The 16,836-nt window shown below is 35.0% G+C and carries 13 protein-coding genes; 2 read left to right on the top strand and 11 right to left on the bottom strand.

Features of this window, described 5'->3' with window-relative positions:
• Nucleotides 1–27: 27 nt before the first annotated feature.
• The 7 genes from ABTV69_RS10030 to ABTV69_RS10060 form a co-directional block, all read right to left on the bottom strand.
• On the bottom strand, nt 28–1,104 hold the full coding sequence (locus tag ABTV69_RS10030; RefSeq protein ID WP_433835941.1) for a porin: 1,077 nt from the start codon (nt 1,102–1,104) through the stop codon (nt 28–30).
• A 442-nt stretch (nt 1,105–1,546) separates the two neighbouring features.
• Nucleotides 1,547–2,098 carry a K(+)-transporting ATPase subunit C gene (locus tag ABTV69_RS10035; RefSeq protein WP_433835943.1) on the bottom strand — a complete coding sequence of 184 codons (552 nt, stop codon included), beginning with the start codon at nt 2,096–2,098 and terminating at the stop codon, nt 1,547–1,549.
• 115 nt (nt 2,099–2,213) lie between these two features.
• Nucleotides 2,214–4,271, bottom strand: a complete 2,058-nt coding sequence (gene kdpB / locus ABTV69_RS10040; RefSeq protein ID WP_433835945.1) for a potassium-transporting ATPase subunit KdpB — start codon at nt 4,269–4,271, stop codon at nt 2,214–2,216.
• Nucleotides 4,272–4,470: 199 nt separating this feature from the next.
• On the bottom strand, nt 4,471–6,192 hold the full coding sequence (gene kdpA / locus ABTV69_RS10045) for a potassium-transporting ATPase subunit KdpA (protein ID WP_433835947.1): 1,722 nt from the start codon (nt 6,190–6,192) through the stop codon (nt 4,471–4,473).
• A gap of 109 nt (nt 6,193–6,301) precedes the next feature.
• The gene (gene kdpF, locus ABTV69_RS10050) at nt 6,302–6,379 is read right to left on the bottom strand and encodes a K(+)-transporting ATPase subunit F (protein WP_073075461.1); all 78 of its coding nucleotides are present in this window, start codon (nt 6,377–6,379) and stop codon (nt 6,302–6,304) included.
• 160 nt (nt 6,380–6,539) lie between these two features.
• Entirely contained in the window at nt 6,540–6,821 is a 282-nt protein-coding gene (locus ABTV69_RS10055; protein ID WP_433835949.1) for a DUF7674 family protein, read from the bottom strand.
• Between the two features lie 434 nt (nt 6,822–7,255).
• Entirely contained in the window at nt 7,256–8,611 is a 1,356-nt protein-coding gene (locus ABTV69_RS10060; protein WP_433835951.1) for a sigma-54-dependent transcriptional regulator, read from the bottom strand.
• A gap of 167 nt (nt 8,612–8,778) precedes the next feature.
• On the opposite strand from ABTV69_RS10060, the gene ABTV69_RS10065 reads away from it, so the two are divergent.
• On the top strand, nt 8,779–9,990 hold the full coding sequence (locus tag ABTV69_RS10065) for a polysaccharide deacetylase family protein (protein WP_433835953.1): 1,212 nt from the start codon (nt 8,779–8,781) through the stop codon (nt 9,988–9,990).
• Between the two features lie 97 nt (nt 9,991–10,087).
• Here the strand turns inward: ABTV69_RS10065 and ABTV69_RS10070 are convergent, their stop codons facing one another.
• The 4 genes from ABTV69_RS10070 to ABTV69_RS10085 all read right to left on the bottom strand — a co-directional run bounded on the left by ABTV69_RS10070 (nt 10,088) and on the right by ABTV69_RS10085 (nt 15,355).
• A complete protein-coding gene (locus ABTV69_RS10070; protein WP_433835955.1) occupies nt 10,088–13,624 on the bottom strand; it encodes a M1 family aminopeptidase in 3,537 nt (1,178 codons plus the stop codon).
• 4 nt (nt 13,625–13,628) lie between these two features.
• Nucleotides 13,629–14,513, bottom strand: a complete 885-nt coding sequence (locus tag ABTV69_RS10075; protein WP_433835957.1) for an ABC transporter ATP-binding protein — start codon at nt 14,511–14,513, stop codon at nt 13,629–13,631.
• A 117-nt stretch (nt 14,514–14,630) separates the two neighbouring features.
• Nucleotides 14,631–14,837, bottom strand: a complete 207-nt coding sequence (locus tag ABTV69_RS10080; RefSeq protein ID WP_008466864.1) for a helix-turn-helix domain-containing protein — start codon at nt 14,835–14,837, stop codon at nt 14,631–14,633.
• Nucleotides 14,838–14,839: 2 nt separating this feature from the next.
• Nucleotides 14,840–15,355, bottom strand: a complete 516-nt coding sequence (locus ABTV69_RS10085) for a DUF2975 domain-containing protein (protein WP_433835959.1) — start codon at nt 15,353–15,355, stop codon at nt 14,840–14,842.
• 174 nt (nt 15,356–15,529) lie between these two features.
• On the opposite strand from ABTV69_RS10085, the gene ABTV69_RS10090 reads away from it, so the two are divergent.
• The gene (locus ABTV69_RS10090; RefSeq protein WP_433835961.1) at nt 15,530–16,534 is read left to right on the top strand and encodes an LLM class flavin-dependent oxidoreductase; all 1,005 of its coding nucleotides are present in this window, start codon (nt 15,530–15,532) and stop codon (nt 16,532–16,534) included.
• Nucleotides 16,535–16,836: the final 302 nt, after the last annotated feature.

A 16,836-nucleotide genomic window follows, 5' to 3' on the forward strand; every position in this document is an offset into this window, starting at 1 on the left:
CCCTTTAATCTGTGGCAAAAAACTATTCTAGAAACTAATCGCCAATGCAGTCGTTACAAAAGTATTCGTATCTGTTGGCAGATTGTTTTTGGTAAAAATTTCATCTTTGCTAGACAGATTTCTCGCTTCAATTCTAAACATAACATTATCAGTAATTAAGTAATCAAAGTTAGCTGAAAATCCGTAGGTCTTAAATCCGTTTGGCGTTTCTGTCGCGATAATTACACCTTTTTCGTCACTGTAATATTCTCCTCGTGCTGCAAGCTGAATTTTATCTGTTGGTTTGTATTGCAGAACCAAAACAGGCGAAAACCACGTATTGTATTTGTTACTGTTTTTAGCCGATTGCTGTGAACCAATATCAAAACCAGCTGTTAGATTTGTTTTTTCGGTTACTTTAAATTGTCCATAAAAGTTGTTGAAGTAACGCCATTTTTTGTCAATATCAGGCTGTTCGTTTCCAACATACGTACTCCAATTCAAAACTACTTTATCAGTAGGTTTGTACGTAACCTGCGTTCCAAAAGCCGGAGTTTGATTTCCGTCGATTTTCTGAATTCTCTGCCAACCGTTTAAATACATCGCAGCAAAATACCATTTTCCATAATCAGAAGTGTAACCAATTTTTACACCCGTTTCATAATAAGGCGAATTCTCGGCCAGAATGCTTCGGGTTAAATTGGCACAATCTTTTCCAATTGCACTTTCAAAACCAATATGTGAAGGCATAATTCCCGCATCAATCCACAAATCATGTTTTTGTGAAATCTTCACACCGACATTTGCTTCATAAACATTTTGCAGTAAATTTTGTTCTGCAGACATATTGTATTGTGCATAAGTTCCAGCCATTAGGGCAAAATTTCCACGAATATTCTCTTTCGAATAATTCACTTTCGCCATACCCAAATTCAGGTTCATTTCATTGCTTCGGTTATAATTGTAAAAAAAGTTTGGCCGTGTATGATTTTCCGGTTTTCCGAAATCATAACTATAATAAACGTCTACATATCCCGAAAACGTAAATGGACTTTTAGATTCTTCTTGTGCATGTAAATTGCTAAAACCAAAAGCGATCAAAGCAGTAAGTATTATTTTTTTCATTGTTAATTGTCATTGCGAGGGACGAAGCAATCTCATCCTCTTTAGTTATTTATTTAGTAGATTTTTTAGGAGCTATTTCCCGCTATCCGTTTCAATCTTTTCCTGGCTAAAGAAGCCAGAAAAAGGATTTCCACTACTATCGGGGCTAGGGAATTTGGGGTAAAAAGGCGTATCATTTCCTGCAAGGTTTTCAAAACCTTGTAAGTATTATTAAGTTTAGTTTTTACGTTTTGTTTGTCATTTCGACGAAGGAGAAATCGCACTAGAATTTCCACACAGAAAATCGACAATACTTTGGCGAGTTACTTGCGGAGATCCCTCGTTCCTCGGGATGACAAACTGGATAGTTACAGCTTCTAAAATAGAATCACACCTACAAGGTTTTAAAAACCTTGCAGGAGAAAAAACTTAGGAACTTAGCAACTTAGAACCTTAGCATCTTTTAACGCAACGCATCAAGCGCCATATTCAACTCCAAAACATTCACCGTTTCAGGTCCAACAATAGCTGTATTAATTTTAGATTCCACCAAAGCTTTCACTTTAGCTTCAGCTAAATTTCTTTCTTTCGCTACACGTTTCACCTGAACTAAAGCACCTTGCGGAGAAATATTCGGATCTAAACCACTTCCTGAAGCGGTAACCATATCAGCTGGAATTTCAATTTTTTTCAAGTAAGGATGCACGACAAGAAAAGTATCGATTCTCTTTTGAACCAAAGCTAAATATTCAGCATTGCTCGGACCTTTATTGCTTCCGGCACTTCCTGCAGCATTGTAATCAACTGCTGAAGGTCTTCCCCAGAAATAATTCGATTTATCAAACTTTTGTCCGATTTTTTGATAACCAACGATTTTTCCGTTAACAGAAAGTGTTTCTCCTTTTCCTTGATTAGGAGCAATTTGTGCGATTCCGTAAATCGCAAGAGGATAAATAACTGCGAATAAGATTAAAGTAACCGCAGTAAGTTTTAGGATTGAAAATATTGTTTTCATTTCTTTTAAGATTCTAAGGGACTAAGTTGCTAAGATTCTAAGTTTTTCTTCTCAGAACTTAACAGTTCAGAACCGATGTTTTTATTTGAGTTTTGTAAACCTGTCAGGTTTAATTTTACATGAATAGTGCAACAATCACGTCAATTAACTTAATCCCGATGAAAGGAACAATCAAACCGCCTAAGCCATAAATCAAAAGATTACGTTTTAGAATCGCGCTCGCTCCAATCGGACGATATTCAACACCTCTCAAAGCCAGCGGAATCAAGATCGGAATAATAATCGCATTGAAAATTACAGCCGATAAAATCGCGCTTTCAGGACTGTGCAAGTGCATAATGTTCAAACCTTGCAAAGCAGGGATAGCAGTAATGAAAAGTGCAGGAACAATCGCAAAATATTTGGCAACGTCATTCGCAATAGAAAAAGTGGTTAAAGTTCCGCGAGTCATTAAAAGCTGTTTTCCAATTTCGACAATCTCGATAAGTTTTGTTGGGTCATTGTCAAGATCGACCATATTTCCAGCTTCTTTAGCAGCTTGTGTTCCGCTGTTCATGGCAACACCTACGTTGGCTTGTGCAAGGGCAGGAGCATCATTTGTTCCGTCTCCCATCATGGCAACGAGACGACCTTCAGCCTGTTCTTTTCGAATGTAGTTCATTTTATCTTCAGGCTTAGCTTCAGCAATAAAATCATCAACTCCGGCTTTTTCTGCAATAAACTTAGCTGTCAGTGGATTATCACCTGTAACCATAACTGTTTTGATTCCCATTCTGCGTAAGCGCTCAAAACGTTCTTTCATTCCAGTTTTAATGATATCCTGTAATTCGATAACACCTTGAATTTCGTTGTTTTTGATAACTACCAAAGGCGTTCCTCCATTAGAAGAGATTGTGATAACCTGTTGCAAAGTATCTTTAGGAAAAACATTTCCAGCTTGTTCAGCGATTTTTTTAGCAGCGTCCTGTGCACCTTTTCGAATATTTGTTCCGTCTTTTAAAACAACACCCGAAGTTCTGGTTTCAGCAGTAAATTTTATGGTGTGTGAAATGTTGTCTGTGAGAAGTGAAATGTCTGACTGCATTTTACTGTTTTCATCTAACATTTTACCAAGCTCCAAAATACTTTTTCCTTCTGGCGTATCGTCAGCAAGTGAACTCAAGACAGCAGATTTAACGAAATCTTCAAAAGAAATGCCTTTTGTTGGATAGAAGTTAGTTGCTTTTCTGTTTCCAATGGTTATTGTTCCTGTTTTATCCAAAAGCAAAACGTCAATATCTCCAGCAGTTTCAACCGCTTTTCCTGATTTTGTAATCACGTTGGCACGTAGAGCTCTGTCCATTCCCGCAATTCCAATCGCAGAAAGAAGTCCTCCAATTGTCGTAGGAATCAAACAAACGAACAACGCAATAAAAGCAGCAATAGTAATAGGAGCATTTGCATAATCGGCAAAAGGTTTTAAGGTAACGCAGACAATTACGAAGATTAAAGTAAAAGCGGCTAACAAAATAGTCAAGGCAATTTCGTTTGGCGTTTTCTGACGGCTTGCACCTTCAACCAAAGCAATCATTTTATCCAAAAAGCTTTCTCCAGGTTCTGAAGTTACTTTTACTTTGATTTTATCAGACAATACTTTTGTTCCTCCTGTTACAGAAGATTTGTCTCCGCCTGCTTCTCGAATTACAGGAGCACTTTCTCCTGTAATCGCACTTTCATCGATTGTAGCCAAACCTTCTATAATTTCTCCGTCAGCTGCAATTAAATCGCCCGCTTCACAAATGAAAATATCGTCTTTTTTTAATTGAGAAGAACTGATGTTTCTGATTTCTCCATTTGGTAAAATCTGTCTTGCAGGAGTTTCTTCACGGGTTTTTCTTAAACTGTCGGCTTGTGTTTTTCCTCGGGCTTCGGCAATAGCTTCGGCGAAATTGGCAAACAAAAGCGTTACAAATAAAATTAGGAAAACAATTAAATTGTAAATAAAACTGCCTTGATCGGTTGCGCCCATTAAGATCGAAACGCAAACGGCAAACATAATTACAGTTCCAATTTCTACGGTAAACATTACCGGATTTTTAATCATCATTTTTGGATTCAGCTTCACGAAAGACTGCAATAAAGCTTCTTTTACCTGTTTGCTTTCAAACAATGATGTGGATTTATTAGTTGTCATTTTCTTGTAAAAAGTTAAATGTTATTTGTTAAATGTTATGCGGAATAAACACACAGATTATAGAACATAGCCAACGGTTTCAACCGTTGGGACGCAACGTATATCGCAATCGATGAAATTATCAGGACGTTATGCCAATCTTTGTCCCCATGGTTGAAACCTTGGGCTATGTTTTAAATACTTTATCTAATGGCGGATTTTATTTCAGTGTAAAATATTCTGCTAGAGGACCAAGAGCTAATGCAGGAAAGAAAGATAGCGCCGCAACAATAGCGATTACGGCAAAAATCATGATTCCGAAAATTGTTGTATCGGTTTTTAAAGTTCCTGCACTTTCTGGAATGTATTTTTTGTTGGCTAATAAACCAGCGATTGCCAATGGTCCGATGATTGGAATGAAACGGCTTAGCAGTAAAACAATTCCTGTAGTGATATTCCAAAACGGATTATTATCTCCTAAACCTTCAAAACCAGAACCGTTGTTAGCAGCGCTTGAAGTATATTCGTATAACATTTCAGAGAATCCGTGATTTCCTAGATTGTTCAGCCAGCCCGTTGCATTTCCGCTGAACCAATAGCCCATCGCAGTATCATTCGCAGCAAAATAAGAAGCTAAAGCTGTTCCTGCTAGAATCAATAATGGATGAAGAATAGCGATAAAAGCAGCAATTTTGACTTCGCGGGCTTCGATTTTCTTTCCGAAAAACTCAGGAGTTCGACCCACCATTAAACCTGAAATGAAAACAGCCAGAATAATGAAAATGTAAAAGTTGAGGTAACCAACACCGCATCCGCCATAAAATACATTGACCATCATAGCCAATAACTGCATGGCTCCAGAAACTGGCATCGAACTATCGTGCATACTATTTACAGAACCTGTAGAAATCACTGTTGTGGCAATACTCCAGAAACCTGAAATAGCTGGGCCAAAACGGACTTCTTTTCCTTCCATTGCTCCGTTTAATTGAGAAATTCCCATTTTTTCGATAGCAGGATTCCCACTGATTTCGCTTGACATTGTCGGAATTACCAAGAGCAAGAATCCAACGGTCATTACACCAAAAATGATGTAAGCGAATTTTTGTTTTTTAAGGAAGAAACCAAGTGCAAAGATCATCGCAAACGGAACAATCATTTGCGCCCAAAGTTCAACGGCATTCGTAAAATAAGTCGGATTTTCTAAAGGATGAGCTGAGTTAGCTCCGAAGAATCCACCACCGTTTGTACCAATATGTTTAATGGCGATAAAAGCAGCAGCTGGTCCGCGAGAAACTTCAACGTGATCGCCTTGCAAAGTAGTTATCGCATCTTTTCCTTCAAAAGTCATTGGAGTTCCGCCGAAAACTAGAGTAGTTGCTACAATTGCTGAAAGTGGTAATAAAATACGAGTACAGCTTTTTACAAAATAGTTGTAGAAATTCCCCAGTTTGTCTGTTGTTCTTTCGCGCATAGCGGTAAATACCATTACAGCAGCAGCGATTCCAACTCCAGCCGAAACAAATTGTAAAAACATCAATACCATTTGCGATAGGTATGAAACTCCGCTTTCGCCTGAATAATGCTGTAAGTTGCAGTTTACGACAAATGAAATAGCGGTATTAAATGCTAAATCTGGCGACATTGATGGATTATTATCTGGATTTAAAGGTAAAGAACCTTGAAAAAGGAGCACAAAAAAGCAGAGAAAAAACCAAAGCATATTAATGCTTAAAAGTGCTTTTAGATGTTGTTTCCAGTTCATTTCTTCAGCTGGATTGATACCGCTGATTCTAAAAATAAATTTTTCAAGCGGATTGAAAATCGGGTCAAGAAGTGTTTTGTTTCCTAAAAATACTTTAGCAATATATTTCCCAAAGGGAATCGCTAAAACAATAGTTAGGAGAAAAATACCTATGACACCTAGTAATTCTGTATTCATAATGAGTGAGTTGTTGATTGTAAAAAGTGAAATGTGAAGTTGTGAAAAGTGAGATGTGATTTGTAAAATGAAAGACATCTAACATTTCACTTTTGACATTTTACATTTATTAAAATTTTTCAGGTTTAATTAATACATAAACCAAATACCCGAAAACGGCAATTGAAACAATAAAGAGTGCAGTCATGATTTAGATTTTTTCAAAGAATTCAACAGATAGAAAACAAATGGCAAACAGTAAAACGGCAAGCCCGAGTAAAAGAAAAGTGATCATAATTATTTTAGAATTTAGATTTCAGATTGTTGCAGAAACGATTAAACAATTAAACAGTTAACCGATTAAACATTTACACGCCAGAAGCATTAACCTGCTTGATATATTCTGCTTTAAGCGTTTGTGGGAAAAGATGCGAGATGTTGCAGTGGCGCATTTCCATAAAAGACGAAACCGAAAAAACGTACACGTTTGAAATGGCATTTTTAGTTTCGATGCTTCCAGTAATAAATAACCGTTCAGCAAGCGCTAAACATTTTTTAGCCCGAACGATATTACCAGATACAATTGATTTTTTGGTAATCTCAGCAAACCGTTCAGCTTGTTTGTAGATGGAATTAACTTGATTTTTCATGAGAAGGAATTTTTATGTTCTTCCTCCTTATGCCAAAATATATTCCGAAAATGTAAGGTGAGGTGTAAGGTGTTGTAAAATAAGAAGTTGATGTTTTGTGCCAAAAATTAGGCATAAAAAAAGCCTATCATTTTGATAAGCTTTTCTCGTTTTGATATGTTTTTGTTTCCATATTGGAAGCTCCAGAGGAGCGAAATATTTATAGAAACAAATACGTATAATTATTAAAGCCCCAGCGGGGTGACATATTGTAATGCTGGTGTCGCTCCGCTGGAGCTTTTTTCAATGGGAATTATATTATTCTATAAATATTTAGCTCCGCTGGAGCTTTTCAAATCGAATTAAATATTGATTTTTGAAATTTGACATTGCAATTGCCATTGGAATTTGGAATTTGCGTTTTGGAATTTAAGCCCAGCGTTGGAATTTGGAATTTAAATTTTGGAATTTTCTATTCCATATTCTTCAATCTTTCGATACAAAGTCGCAATCCCAATTTCCAATAATCTAGCCGTTTCAGCTTTATTCCCTTTAGTGTAATTCAAAACTTTTTGAATATGCAGTTTCTCAATACTCTGCATCGAAAAAGCAGACATTGATTTTGAGCTTTTCTCTGTTTGATGCTGTATTTCATAAGGCAGAACATCAGAAGTCAAAGTATCGCCATTGCTCAAAATAACCGACCTCTCGATAACATTTTTAAGTTCGCGGATATTTCCCGGCCAGGAATAATTTTCTAATTTTTCCAGAAAATCAGCTGAAGTTTGTAACGTTTTTTTATTCGTTTTTTCAGAAAACTGTTTCACATAATAATTCGCTAACAACGGAATATCTTTTGCTCTTTCGCGAAGTGAAGGCAGTTTGATTTCGAAAATATTCAAACGGAAATACAAATCAGAACGAAAACGATGCGCTTCACTTTCTTCTTTTAAATCACGATTTGTTGCCGCAATTAATCTAAAATTTGATTTTTTGGAAGTCGTGTCACCAACTGGAATATATTCGCTAGTTTCTAAAACACGCAATAATTTCGCCTGAAGATCAATTGGCATTTCTCCAATTTCATCCAGGAATAAAGTTCCACCGTTTGCTTCTTCAATAAAACCTTTTTTATCTTTCAAAGCTCCAGTAAATGCACCTTGTTTATGACCAAAAAGTTCACTTTCTAGAATTTCTTTGCTAAAAGTACTGCAATTTAAAGCCACAAAAGATTTTCCAGCGCGATTACTGTTTTCATGAATTGCTTGTGCAAAAACCTCTTTTCCAGTTCCGGTTTCACCAGTCAATAAAACAGTCGAATCTGTTTTGGCTACTTTTTGAGCCAAATCAATAACCTGCTCAATTCCTTTTGATTTTCCAATTATCGAATTAAAAGAATATTTATCGCTGATACGCTTTTCAAGCTGTTTTACTTTTTTCTGTAAATGCACTTTTTCGACCGCTTTATAAAGAAGCGGAATAATCTTATCATTATCATCGCCTTTTACAATATAATCGAAAGCGCCGTTTTTCATCGCCTGAACGCCATCCGGAATATTTCCGAAAGCCGTCAGCAAGATAACTTCTGCTAAAGGAAAACTGCTTTTTATGTTTTGAACAAAATCAACGCCGTTTCCATCTGGAAGTTTTACGTCACACAAAACAACATCAATATCGGTTTGTTCCAGTTTTTTAAAACCAGATTTTAAATCTTTCGCTTCCAAAACTTCAAATCCTTCCGATTTAATAATGCGAACCAGCAGACTTCTTAGTTTTTCTTCGTCGTCTATAATTAAAATTTTGTGTGTCATTTGCAGAGATGCTAAATCAAATTTTGGTATTCGATGTACAAATTTAGGTTTAAAATAGGTTCACTTTTTTGAATCGACAGAAATTATTTTAGTAGTAGAATCAGTTTTAAAATATTTGTTTGAAAAAGAAATGTACTTTTAGTTCGAAAATGAACCACTAAAAAATAATGTTAAAACGAATTCTCTTACTACTAAATGTTCTGATTTTTGGAAATTTCAACGTTTTTTCAAGCGGAATTATCGAAAAAGATTCTTCAAAACCGAAAACCATTTCATTCAAAATAAAATTAAAATCGGCAGATAAAGTAAAAATTGCCGTTGCTCCTTTAAAATATAACAAACATTTGGCTTATAGTTTTACGCTTGATGATGGTTACAGATCGGCTTATCTGACTGCTTTTCCTTTGTTGAACGGGGGAAAAATAAGTAATTCATCTATAAACGAATGGAAAATCGATCAAGGCGGAGACGGAACAACCTCTGAAGGACTTTTCTATTCGGACGGAATGGGAAATAAAATTCCGTTTAAATTAGCATTAACGATTAATGGAGGTTCAATTCGTGATTTGCCAGAAAACCGTGGACATCTTTCTTGGGCTGAGGTAAAAGAAATGTACAATGCAGGTTGGGATATTTTGAATCACGGTTTTCATCATGCTACAAAACACGGCACAAATTATTTGACAGAAGTGATTGAAAATAAAACTTCGATAAAACAAAATCTAGATTTCACGATGTCTCATTTTGTAGTTCCGGGCGGAGAAGGCGATGAGAAATATTATTTGGAATATGAAAAAGAGGCACTTAATAATGGACATTTTTCGGTAGCGTCTTATTACGGCGTTGGACCAGTTTTTAAAGTCGATTCAAAAGTAGATTTAGATAAAATGATTTCTGCCCGAACTTTTGTGCAGAGTTCAAAAGACACCATCACTTTTAAAACGATGGATCATTATCTAAAAACTTTAGATTCGATCTCGAAACAGCCCAATACCGTTTGGTTTAACGAATTCACACACGGAACAGGAAATACAAATTTGTGGAATCTAAGCATGCGTTTTTCAGAATTCAAATATTATATGATTACTCTTGCGAATAAATACGGTCTCAAAGGAAATGACTCAATTTGGATGGCTCCGTGGCAGGAAGTTTACGAATATATTTGGTTAAGAGACAGAATAAAAGTCGATTTTCAGCAGAAAAAGAAAGAAGTAACCGTAACCATTCAGCTTCCAGAAATTCCAGAAATTTTTAGAAACCGTGATATTTCATTGAATATAGAAACTGCCTCAAAATTTGAAATCGAATCGAGTAATGATTTAAAAATAAAAGATGATGGAAAAACAACTCATAAACAGATTTTCATTCAATTGAAATAAAAAAATATAGTCACAGATTTAAAGGATTAAAATGATTTTTTGCTTTCGCTAAAATTAAAATCCAAATAATCCTTTTAATCTGTGGCTAAAAAAAAACTTAATCAATCTCTTTATCGTTGTCCTTTATAAAAGTGTCAATATTCATTAAATAAGGATCAATTACAATTCGTTGAGGTTTGTTTTTGATTTTAATTTTGCCTTCAATTGTATTGTTTTTGATAGAAAAAGTGTAACGGAATAACTTTCCATTTTCATCATAAATTCCAATATCAATTGTTGCATCGTTGGCAATTTGTTTGCGAACTCCTGTGGCATTTTCCAGATATTTTTTAGAATCGGCTTTAAATGAAACTTCATAAAAACCATTCTTTTTTACACTTTCAACTTCAGAAATTTTAGAAGAATAGGTAATAATCTTTTTAAACATTTCATCTAGTTTTGGATGAAGTTTGGAATCCGTCACCAAATAAATCTCTTTCAATAAATCCTCCGAATCTGGAATTGGATTTGGATATTTATAATGACTCAAGAAATTATGCAAAGCCAGATTAACTTTTTCTTCTCCAATTAAAATTCGAAGCTGATGCATCACCAACATTCCTTTATCATAAGGTAAATGTGGCGTTTCATAATTCGTTTTATATAAAGGAGTTTCTGGTTCGTAACTTCGGCTGCTCAAATACAAATCCAGATGGATTTTTAAAGTTTCCAACGCTTTTTGCAAACCATGTTCTTTTTCATACAACATCAATTCGGTGTATTGTGCGAGAGTTTCGGTTAAAATCCAGCTCCCTTCTTTTTGTTCAGGACTAATCTGCGCATTTCCCCACCATTCGTGAGACAATTCGTGAGCTGTTAACTGATTGATGATATCTTCTTTATCTCGATTATTCAAGTTGCTGTAAAATCCAAAATTCTCCTTCATGAAAACCGTCGACGGATAAGAAGTTGCAGCAAATCCATCCGCGAAAGCAGAAACTTCAGCATAACGAATCGTTTTGTATGGATATTTTCCAAAGCTAAGTTGGCAATAATCTAAAGTGTTTTTTACATCTTGAATCAGTTTGGTAACGTTTCTTGAATGGCTTTTATCATAATACACTTCAATTGAAACACCTTTATAATTTGTTTTCTGAATTTCATATTCGGCAGAAGAAAAAGCAAATCGAAACGGAATCTTTCCATTAGATTTATAATGAAAATAGCTTCGATTGTCCTTTTTCCAATTTCCAATTAAATCTCCAATTCCAATTGCAGTTTGGTTTTTTGAAGTCGAAGCGACAACATCATAATCAATAAAATCATTTATAGTTTTCGATTTTTCTTCTAGCTTTTTAAGTGGCGTTTGCGGTTTTAAATGTCTTTTTGCACGTTCTTTTTCACTGCTGATTTCATTAGAATCCTGATAACCAAAAGTTGGAAAATAACGGCTTATTCGCATAAACGAACCATTTTCAATAATCGAATTAAACGCAGTATGACCTTTAAATGGCGACCAAGTTGAGGTAAAAGCAAAACTCATTTTCATTTTCTGCTGCCGTAACAAAGGCTTTTCCAATCGATACCAATAATGCTGAAATTTAGAAACATCATCTAGATTTTTAGCGTTCTCAATTTCAACAGAAATCAGTTTCGAATTTCGATCTATATATAGGAGTAAACTATCAATTGGTTTTTGCGAATTATTGATCAGTTCATAAGTGCCTTTTACTTCGTAACGATTTTCTTCAGGAAACAAATCGACTTTACTTTTTAAGGAAATAATTGTTGGCTGATCAAGATTCGCATATTTTTTAAATTGCTTTTCGTATTGCTCGCTCCAATTGTTCTGATCGTTTTTGGTTAAATACGGATATTCAATATTCGTTTTATAAAAAAGAAAACTTCCAAAACCGATGAAAAGAATGCTTCCAAAGGCAAAAGTTATTTTTTGAATAGCATTAAATGAATTTCTGCGAATGGTTTTTAGAATCGTTGAATTTCGTTTCCATAAAATTCCAGTCAAAGTCAGGAGAATAAAAGCCAATCCAAAATTGTACAACATTGAAATATGAAACGGAAAAGTATAACTTCCAAAACCATTCAAATCAAAATATTCTCTTTTAAAAGAATCTCCAAATCGGAATAATGGATGCGAAATTCCCAACTGTTCTCCGATTCCCGTACAAAACAAAAGCACAATAAATGCCGAAACTACCAATCCTAAATATTTATTTTTGATAAAAGTTTGAATGGCGATTACCAAAATCGAAATCAAAAACAATGGAAATCCGATATAATAAAACATCGAAAAGTAAAGTCCAGCTTCAATTGGCGCGTTGGCATGAATGATTTGAAAACCAATTCCAATCAAAATGCTAATTCCAATTAAGATTAATGGAATCATAAAAAGTGCTGTCAATTTCGAAATCAAAACTATAAACTGAGAATACGGCGCTGTATTTTCCAGCATTTCAAATCTCGAATTTTCGCTTCGATTCAATAATTCACTGCTGTAAAAAAGAAGAATTAGAATCAAAATAAAAGGCAGACGATCCATAATAGTAGAAATCATCAAAGCCGTATTCGTAATACTTTCCGGCAATCTGATTCCACCGTCAATTTCATCTGAAATCTCAATCATTAATAATCCCGAAAATAAGATTACAATCAGCAAAAACGGAATTCCTTTTAGAACCAAAAAAATATCCATTTTCAAATTGCTTTTAAAAACAGCCCAATTGTGTTTTGAGGTTTTAAATTGCTGTTTCGGAATTTCAGTAGAAAAGACTTTTGCTTCTTTTGTATCGATTTTAAGTGATTTTGCCTTTTTAGTTTTTGTTTTTCTAAATGAAAACAATTTATAGGAAACAAAAATGAGAAGGAAAGAAACGCAAATCCACACGATTCGATTGAATAAAAAATTGCCCGAAAGCGAAAGCAGTTGCGTATTTTTTTCGATGGCTGTCCAATATCTAGTTTGTTCCAAAAAAGCCGCTAAACCAAACGGATCTATTTTTGCTGCCAAAGACATCGCTTTCGCGGAAGACGGAGAAGCATTTGCAAATAAAGGCGAATTAGAAAAAATCGAGCCCGCTATATATAATATGTAGATGAATAATCCGCCAACATAAATAAAAAGTTTACTTCGCGTAAGCCAAGCTAGCGTAGCAAGAATCGAAAGACATAAAAGAATATTAGGAATTACAATTACAAGATAAGGCCAGATATAATTTAGAATTTCAAATGGACCAATTTCGCTTTTCGGAATCCACGACATTTGATGCCCAATCATCATTCCAATAATGAACATTCCAAAAGAAGAAACTGCAATCACAAAAGCTGTGATAAACTTACTTCCCAAAAAATGAAATTTCGAAATAGGAGTAGAGAAGATAATCGCATCAGATTTGGTTTCGTATTCTTTTAAAAATTGCTGGGCAACTTGAAGTGTGATAGAGAAAATAGTCATCAGCGATAGCAAACCAATCGCATAAGTCAATACAAACGGACTGTTTTTATAAGCGCCCGAAAACGAAAAGTTCGCAAAAGCGCTCACAAAAAAGCCGAGAATCAGATATATAATATAGGAAGCATAAAATGTCCAGTTTCTGGTATTATTATGCCATTCAAATTGAATTAATTTCGAAAGCATAACATTATTTTTTAAGTTGATTTTGAGATAAAATATTAAAGTAAACATCGCTCAAATCTGGAGAAGTCAATTCAAAACTAGAATCAGGCTGTTGATCAGAGAAAACATGAATGTTGATTTTTCCAGAATTCAAATGAGACGAAATAATATTAAAATGTTCCTGATGCTCTTTCAGTTCATTTTTATGAATCGCTTTCGTCCAGATTTTTTCTTTCAAAGAATCAACCGCTTCATTTGGATTTCCTTCCAAAAGCAACTTACCGCTAGAAATAATCGCCATTTTGGTACACAAATCACGAACATCTTCTACAATATGTGTGGACAAAACCACAATAATGCTTTCGCCAATTTCACTTAAAAGATTATTGAAACGATTTCTTTCCTCAGGATCAAGTCCCGCAGTCGGTTCATCGACAATAATAATCTTCGGATTTCCCAATAAGGCCTGTGCAATTCCAAAACGCTGACGCATGCCGCCCGAAAAAGAATGAACTGCTTTGTCTTTGTGTTGTAATAAATTCGTTTGCTGTAGCAAATACAGAATCTGATCGTGTCGTTCTTTTTTATTGATAATTCCCTTCAAAATTGCCAAATGATCCAATAAACGAAAAGCAGAAATCTTTGGATAAACGCCAAATTCCTGTGGAAGATATCCAAGATTCTCCCTAATAAACATCGGATTTTCGAGAATATTGATTCCGTTAAATTCGATAATTCCAGAAGTCGGTTCTTGCAAAGCGGCAATGGTTCGCATTAAAGTCGATTTTCCAGCGCCATTCGGACCCAATAAACCAAACATTCCGTTTGTAATTTCAAGCGATAAATAATCAATCGCTTTTGTGCCGTTCTCGTACGTTTTACTGAGATTTTTGATTGATAAACTGTTCATTTTTTGATTGATTTTTGATGATTATATAAATGATGATTTGAAATTTTTGGGCAATAGAATTCCTGTCGGCCTCAAAAAGCCGATTTTTATTTTCAGAAAATTTGATTTAAAAGAAAGCTACTCGCTTACATATTCTAAAATATCGCCGGGTTGGCAATCTAATATTTTGCAAATAGCCTCGAGCGTATCAAATCGAATACCTTTTGCTTTTCCCGTTTTTAGAATCGATAAATTAGCAGGCGTTATATCTAATTTCTCTGCCAATTCTTTACTCTGCATCTTGCGTTTGGCAAGCATTACATCAACATTTACAATTATTGGCATAGCTATATAAATAAGTCTTGTTCGTTCTGAAGGTTTAAACCTTGTTTGAAAATGGCTGCTAGAAAATAAGCAAAAGCGCCAAGCATTCCGTGCAGTATGATAAAAAGTAACACTTCATTATCTAAAGGAACAAAGAAGAAAGCAAACAATATCACGATACTCGGAATGAACAAATTCGATAAATAAAAACGTTTTAAGTGTACAACACTATTTTGAGTAAACAATTTTGGCTGAAAGAAAACTTTAAAGACATTACTGCTCAATAAAAAGAAAAGCCCATAAAGGCTCAACGGAGCAAGAAAGTCAAAAAGAATATAGGGCAAATTGTAATCGCCTAACATCAATGGATGCGAGGTAAACGGATAACAAACCTGAAAATACTTTCCGTTGTCTTTAAAAGTGAGAAATAATCCCGTTACCAAAGTAAAAACCGAATAAGCAGCCAAGAAAAAATAAACTACAGCCAAGAATCTGGTGAAATAAAATAATATTCTAGAAACAATATGAGTCGTCTTCATATACTGAAAGTTAAATTTGATATTGCAAATGTATAATTAATTATCGTAAAACAATAATTAATTATTTAAAAAGAATTATTTTGACCTATTTGAGAATATTATAATTCTATTAACATTAGAAAACAAAAGGCATTCGCATAAATGGCTTAATTTTGCATTTTAGCCTTAATTTATATGAAAAACCCAATTTCAGTCTCATTATTAGAGCTCGCTATTATTACTCAAGATAGCAACGCTACAGAAACATTTCAAAAAACAAAAGATATAGCCCAATTAGCAGATACCCTAGGATACAAGCGATTTTGGCTGGCAGAACATCATAATATGGCACACGTTGCAAGTACGGCAACGGTTGTTTTGATAGGATATGTTGCAAGTCAGACCAAAAATATCCGAGTAGGTTCTGGTGGAATCATGCTTCCGAATCATTCGCCTTTAGTAGTAGCAGAGCAATTCGGAACTTTAGAAACTCTATATCCAAACCGAATCGATTTAGGATTAGGAAGAGCGCCAGGAACAGATCAGCCAACTGCCGAAGCAATTCGAAAAGACTTTTTTGAGCAAGCACAGCGATTTCCGCAAAATGTAAGCAAGCTTCAGGAATACTTTTCATCTGAAAATGCCACAGGAAAAGTTCGTGCATTCCCAGCTGAAGGCCTTAATGTGCCAATCTGGATTCTAGGTTCAAGTATGGACAGCGCGGCTTTAGCAGCAGCTTATGGATTGCCTTACGCTTTTGCTGGTCACTTCGCACCAAAGCTAATGATTCAGGCATTTGAATTTTATAGAGAAAATTTCCAGCCATCAGAGTTCTTGGATAAACCAAGAACCATGTCATGTGTTAATGTAATCGCTGCTGATACAAATGAAGAAGCAGAATTATTATCTACGAGTTTGTATCAAATGTTTCTAAACTTAATTAGAAACGATCGTAAAGGATTGCAGCCGCCAGTTCCATCATTAGACGATATCATGAACGAAGCAGAACGTTTCCATGTAAACCAAATGACCGCAGGAACCTTCACAGGAAACAAAGAACAATTAGTAACCGATTTGAAAAAGTTCATAGACTACGCAAGAATCGACGAACTAATGGTGACAAGCCCGATTTTCGATCACCAGGCAAAACTAAAAAGCATTGAAATCACAAAAGAAGTAATAGATGCTTTAAATCAATAATACATATTATATAGTATAGCTTTTTACTCTATTATATATAAGAGTAATTGTCATTTCCAACCCGACAGGTTTATAAAACCTGTCGGGTTTGTTTTTATACATATATATTATAGCTATTTATTCTCCTGCTGAGAGGAGTAGAAGCCTTTGGCATTTGGAATTTCAATAATAATAAGGAGCTTCTTCCCGCTATCCGCTTCAATCTTTTTGGGGCGAACCCCGCCCCAAAAAGGATTTCCGCTTCTATCGGGGCTAGGGCATGGGTTTCCATAAGAGCTTTTCCGGGAAAAAGAAGATTCTCG

The organism is Flavobacterium anhuiense (assembly GCF_050990855.1).
Taxonomy (GTDB): Bacteria; Bacteroidota; Bacteroidia; order Flavobacteriales; family Flavobacteriaceae; genus Flavobacterium; species Flavobacterium anhuiense_C.

Bases quoted from the DNA above. Each gene is read 5' to 3' on its own strand.
- ABTV69_RS10030 (WP_433835941.1), bottom strand. From the start codon at position 1,104: ATGAAAAAAATAATACTTACTGCTTTGATCGCTTTTGGTTTTAGCAAT.
- ABTV69_RS10035 (WP_433835943.1), bottom strand. From the start codon at position 2,098: ATGAAAACAATATTTTCAATCCTAAAACTTACTGCGGTTACTTTAATC.
- kdpB (WP_433835945.1), bottom strand. From the start codon at position 4,271: ATGACAACTAATAAATCCACATCATTGTTTGAAAGCAAACAGGTAAAA.
- kdpA (WP_433835947.1), bottom strand. From the start codon at position 6,192: ATGAATACAGAATTACTAGGTGTCATAGGTATTTTTCTCCTAACTATT.
- kdpF (WP_073075461.1), bottom strand. From the start codon at position 6,379: ATGACTGCACTCTTTATTGTTTCAATTGCCGTTTTCGGGTATTTGGTT.
- ABTV69_RS10055 (WP_433835949.1), bottom strand. From the start codon at position 6,821: ATGAAAAATCAAGTTAATTCCATCTACAAACAAGCTGAACGGTTTGCT.
- ABTV69_RS10060 (WP_433835951.1), bottom strand. From the start codon at position 8,611: ATGACACACAAAATTTTAATTATAGACGACGAAGAAAAACTAAGAAGT.
- ABTV69_RS10065 (WP_433835953.1), top strand. From the start codon at position 8,779: ATGTTAAAACGAATTCTCTTACTACTAAATGTTCTGATTTTTGGAAAT.
- ABTV69_RS10070 (WP_433835955.1), bottom strand. From the start codon at position 13,624: ATGCTTTCGAAATTAATTCAATTTGAATGGCATAATAATACCAGAAAC.
- ABTV69_RS10075 (WP_433835957.1), bottom strand. From the start codon at position 14,513: ATGAACAGTTTATCAATCAAAAATCTCAGTAAAACGTACGAGAACGGC.
- ABTV69_RS10080 (WP_008466864.1), bottom strand. From the start codon at position 14,837: ATGCCAATAATTGTAAATGTTGATGTAATGCTTGCCAAACGCAAGATG.
- ABTV69_RS10085 (WP_433835959.1), bottom strand. From the start codon at position 15,355: ATGAAGACGACTCATATTGTTTCTAGAATATTATTTTATTTCACCAGA.
- ABTV69_RS10090 (WP_433835961.1), top strand. From the start codon at position 15,530: ATGAAAAACCCAATTTCAGTCTCATTATTAGAGCTCGCTATTATTACT.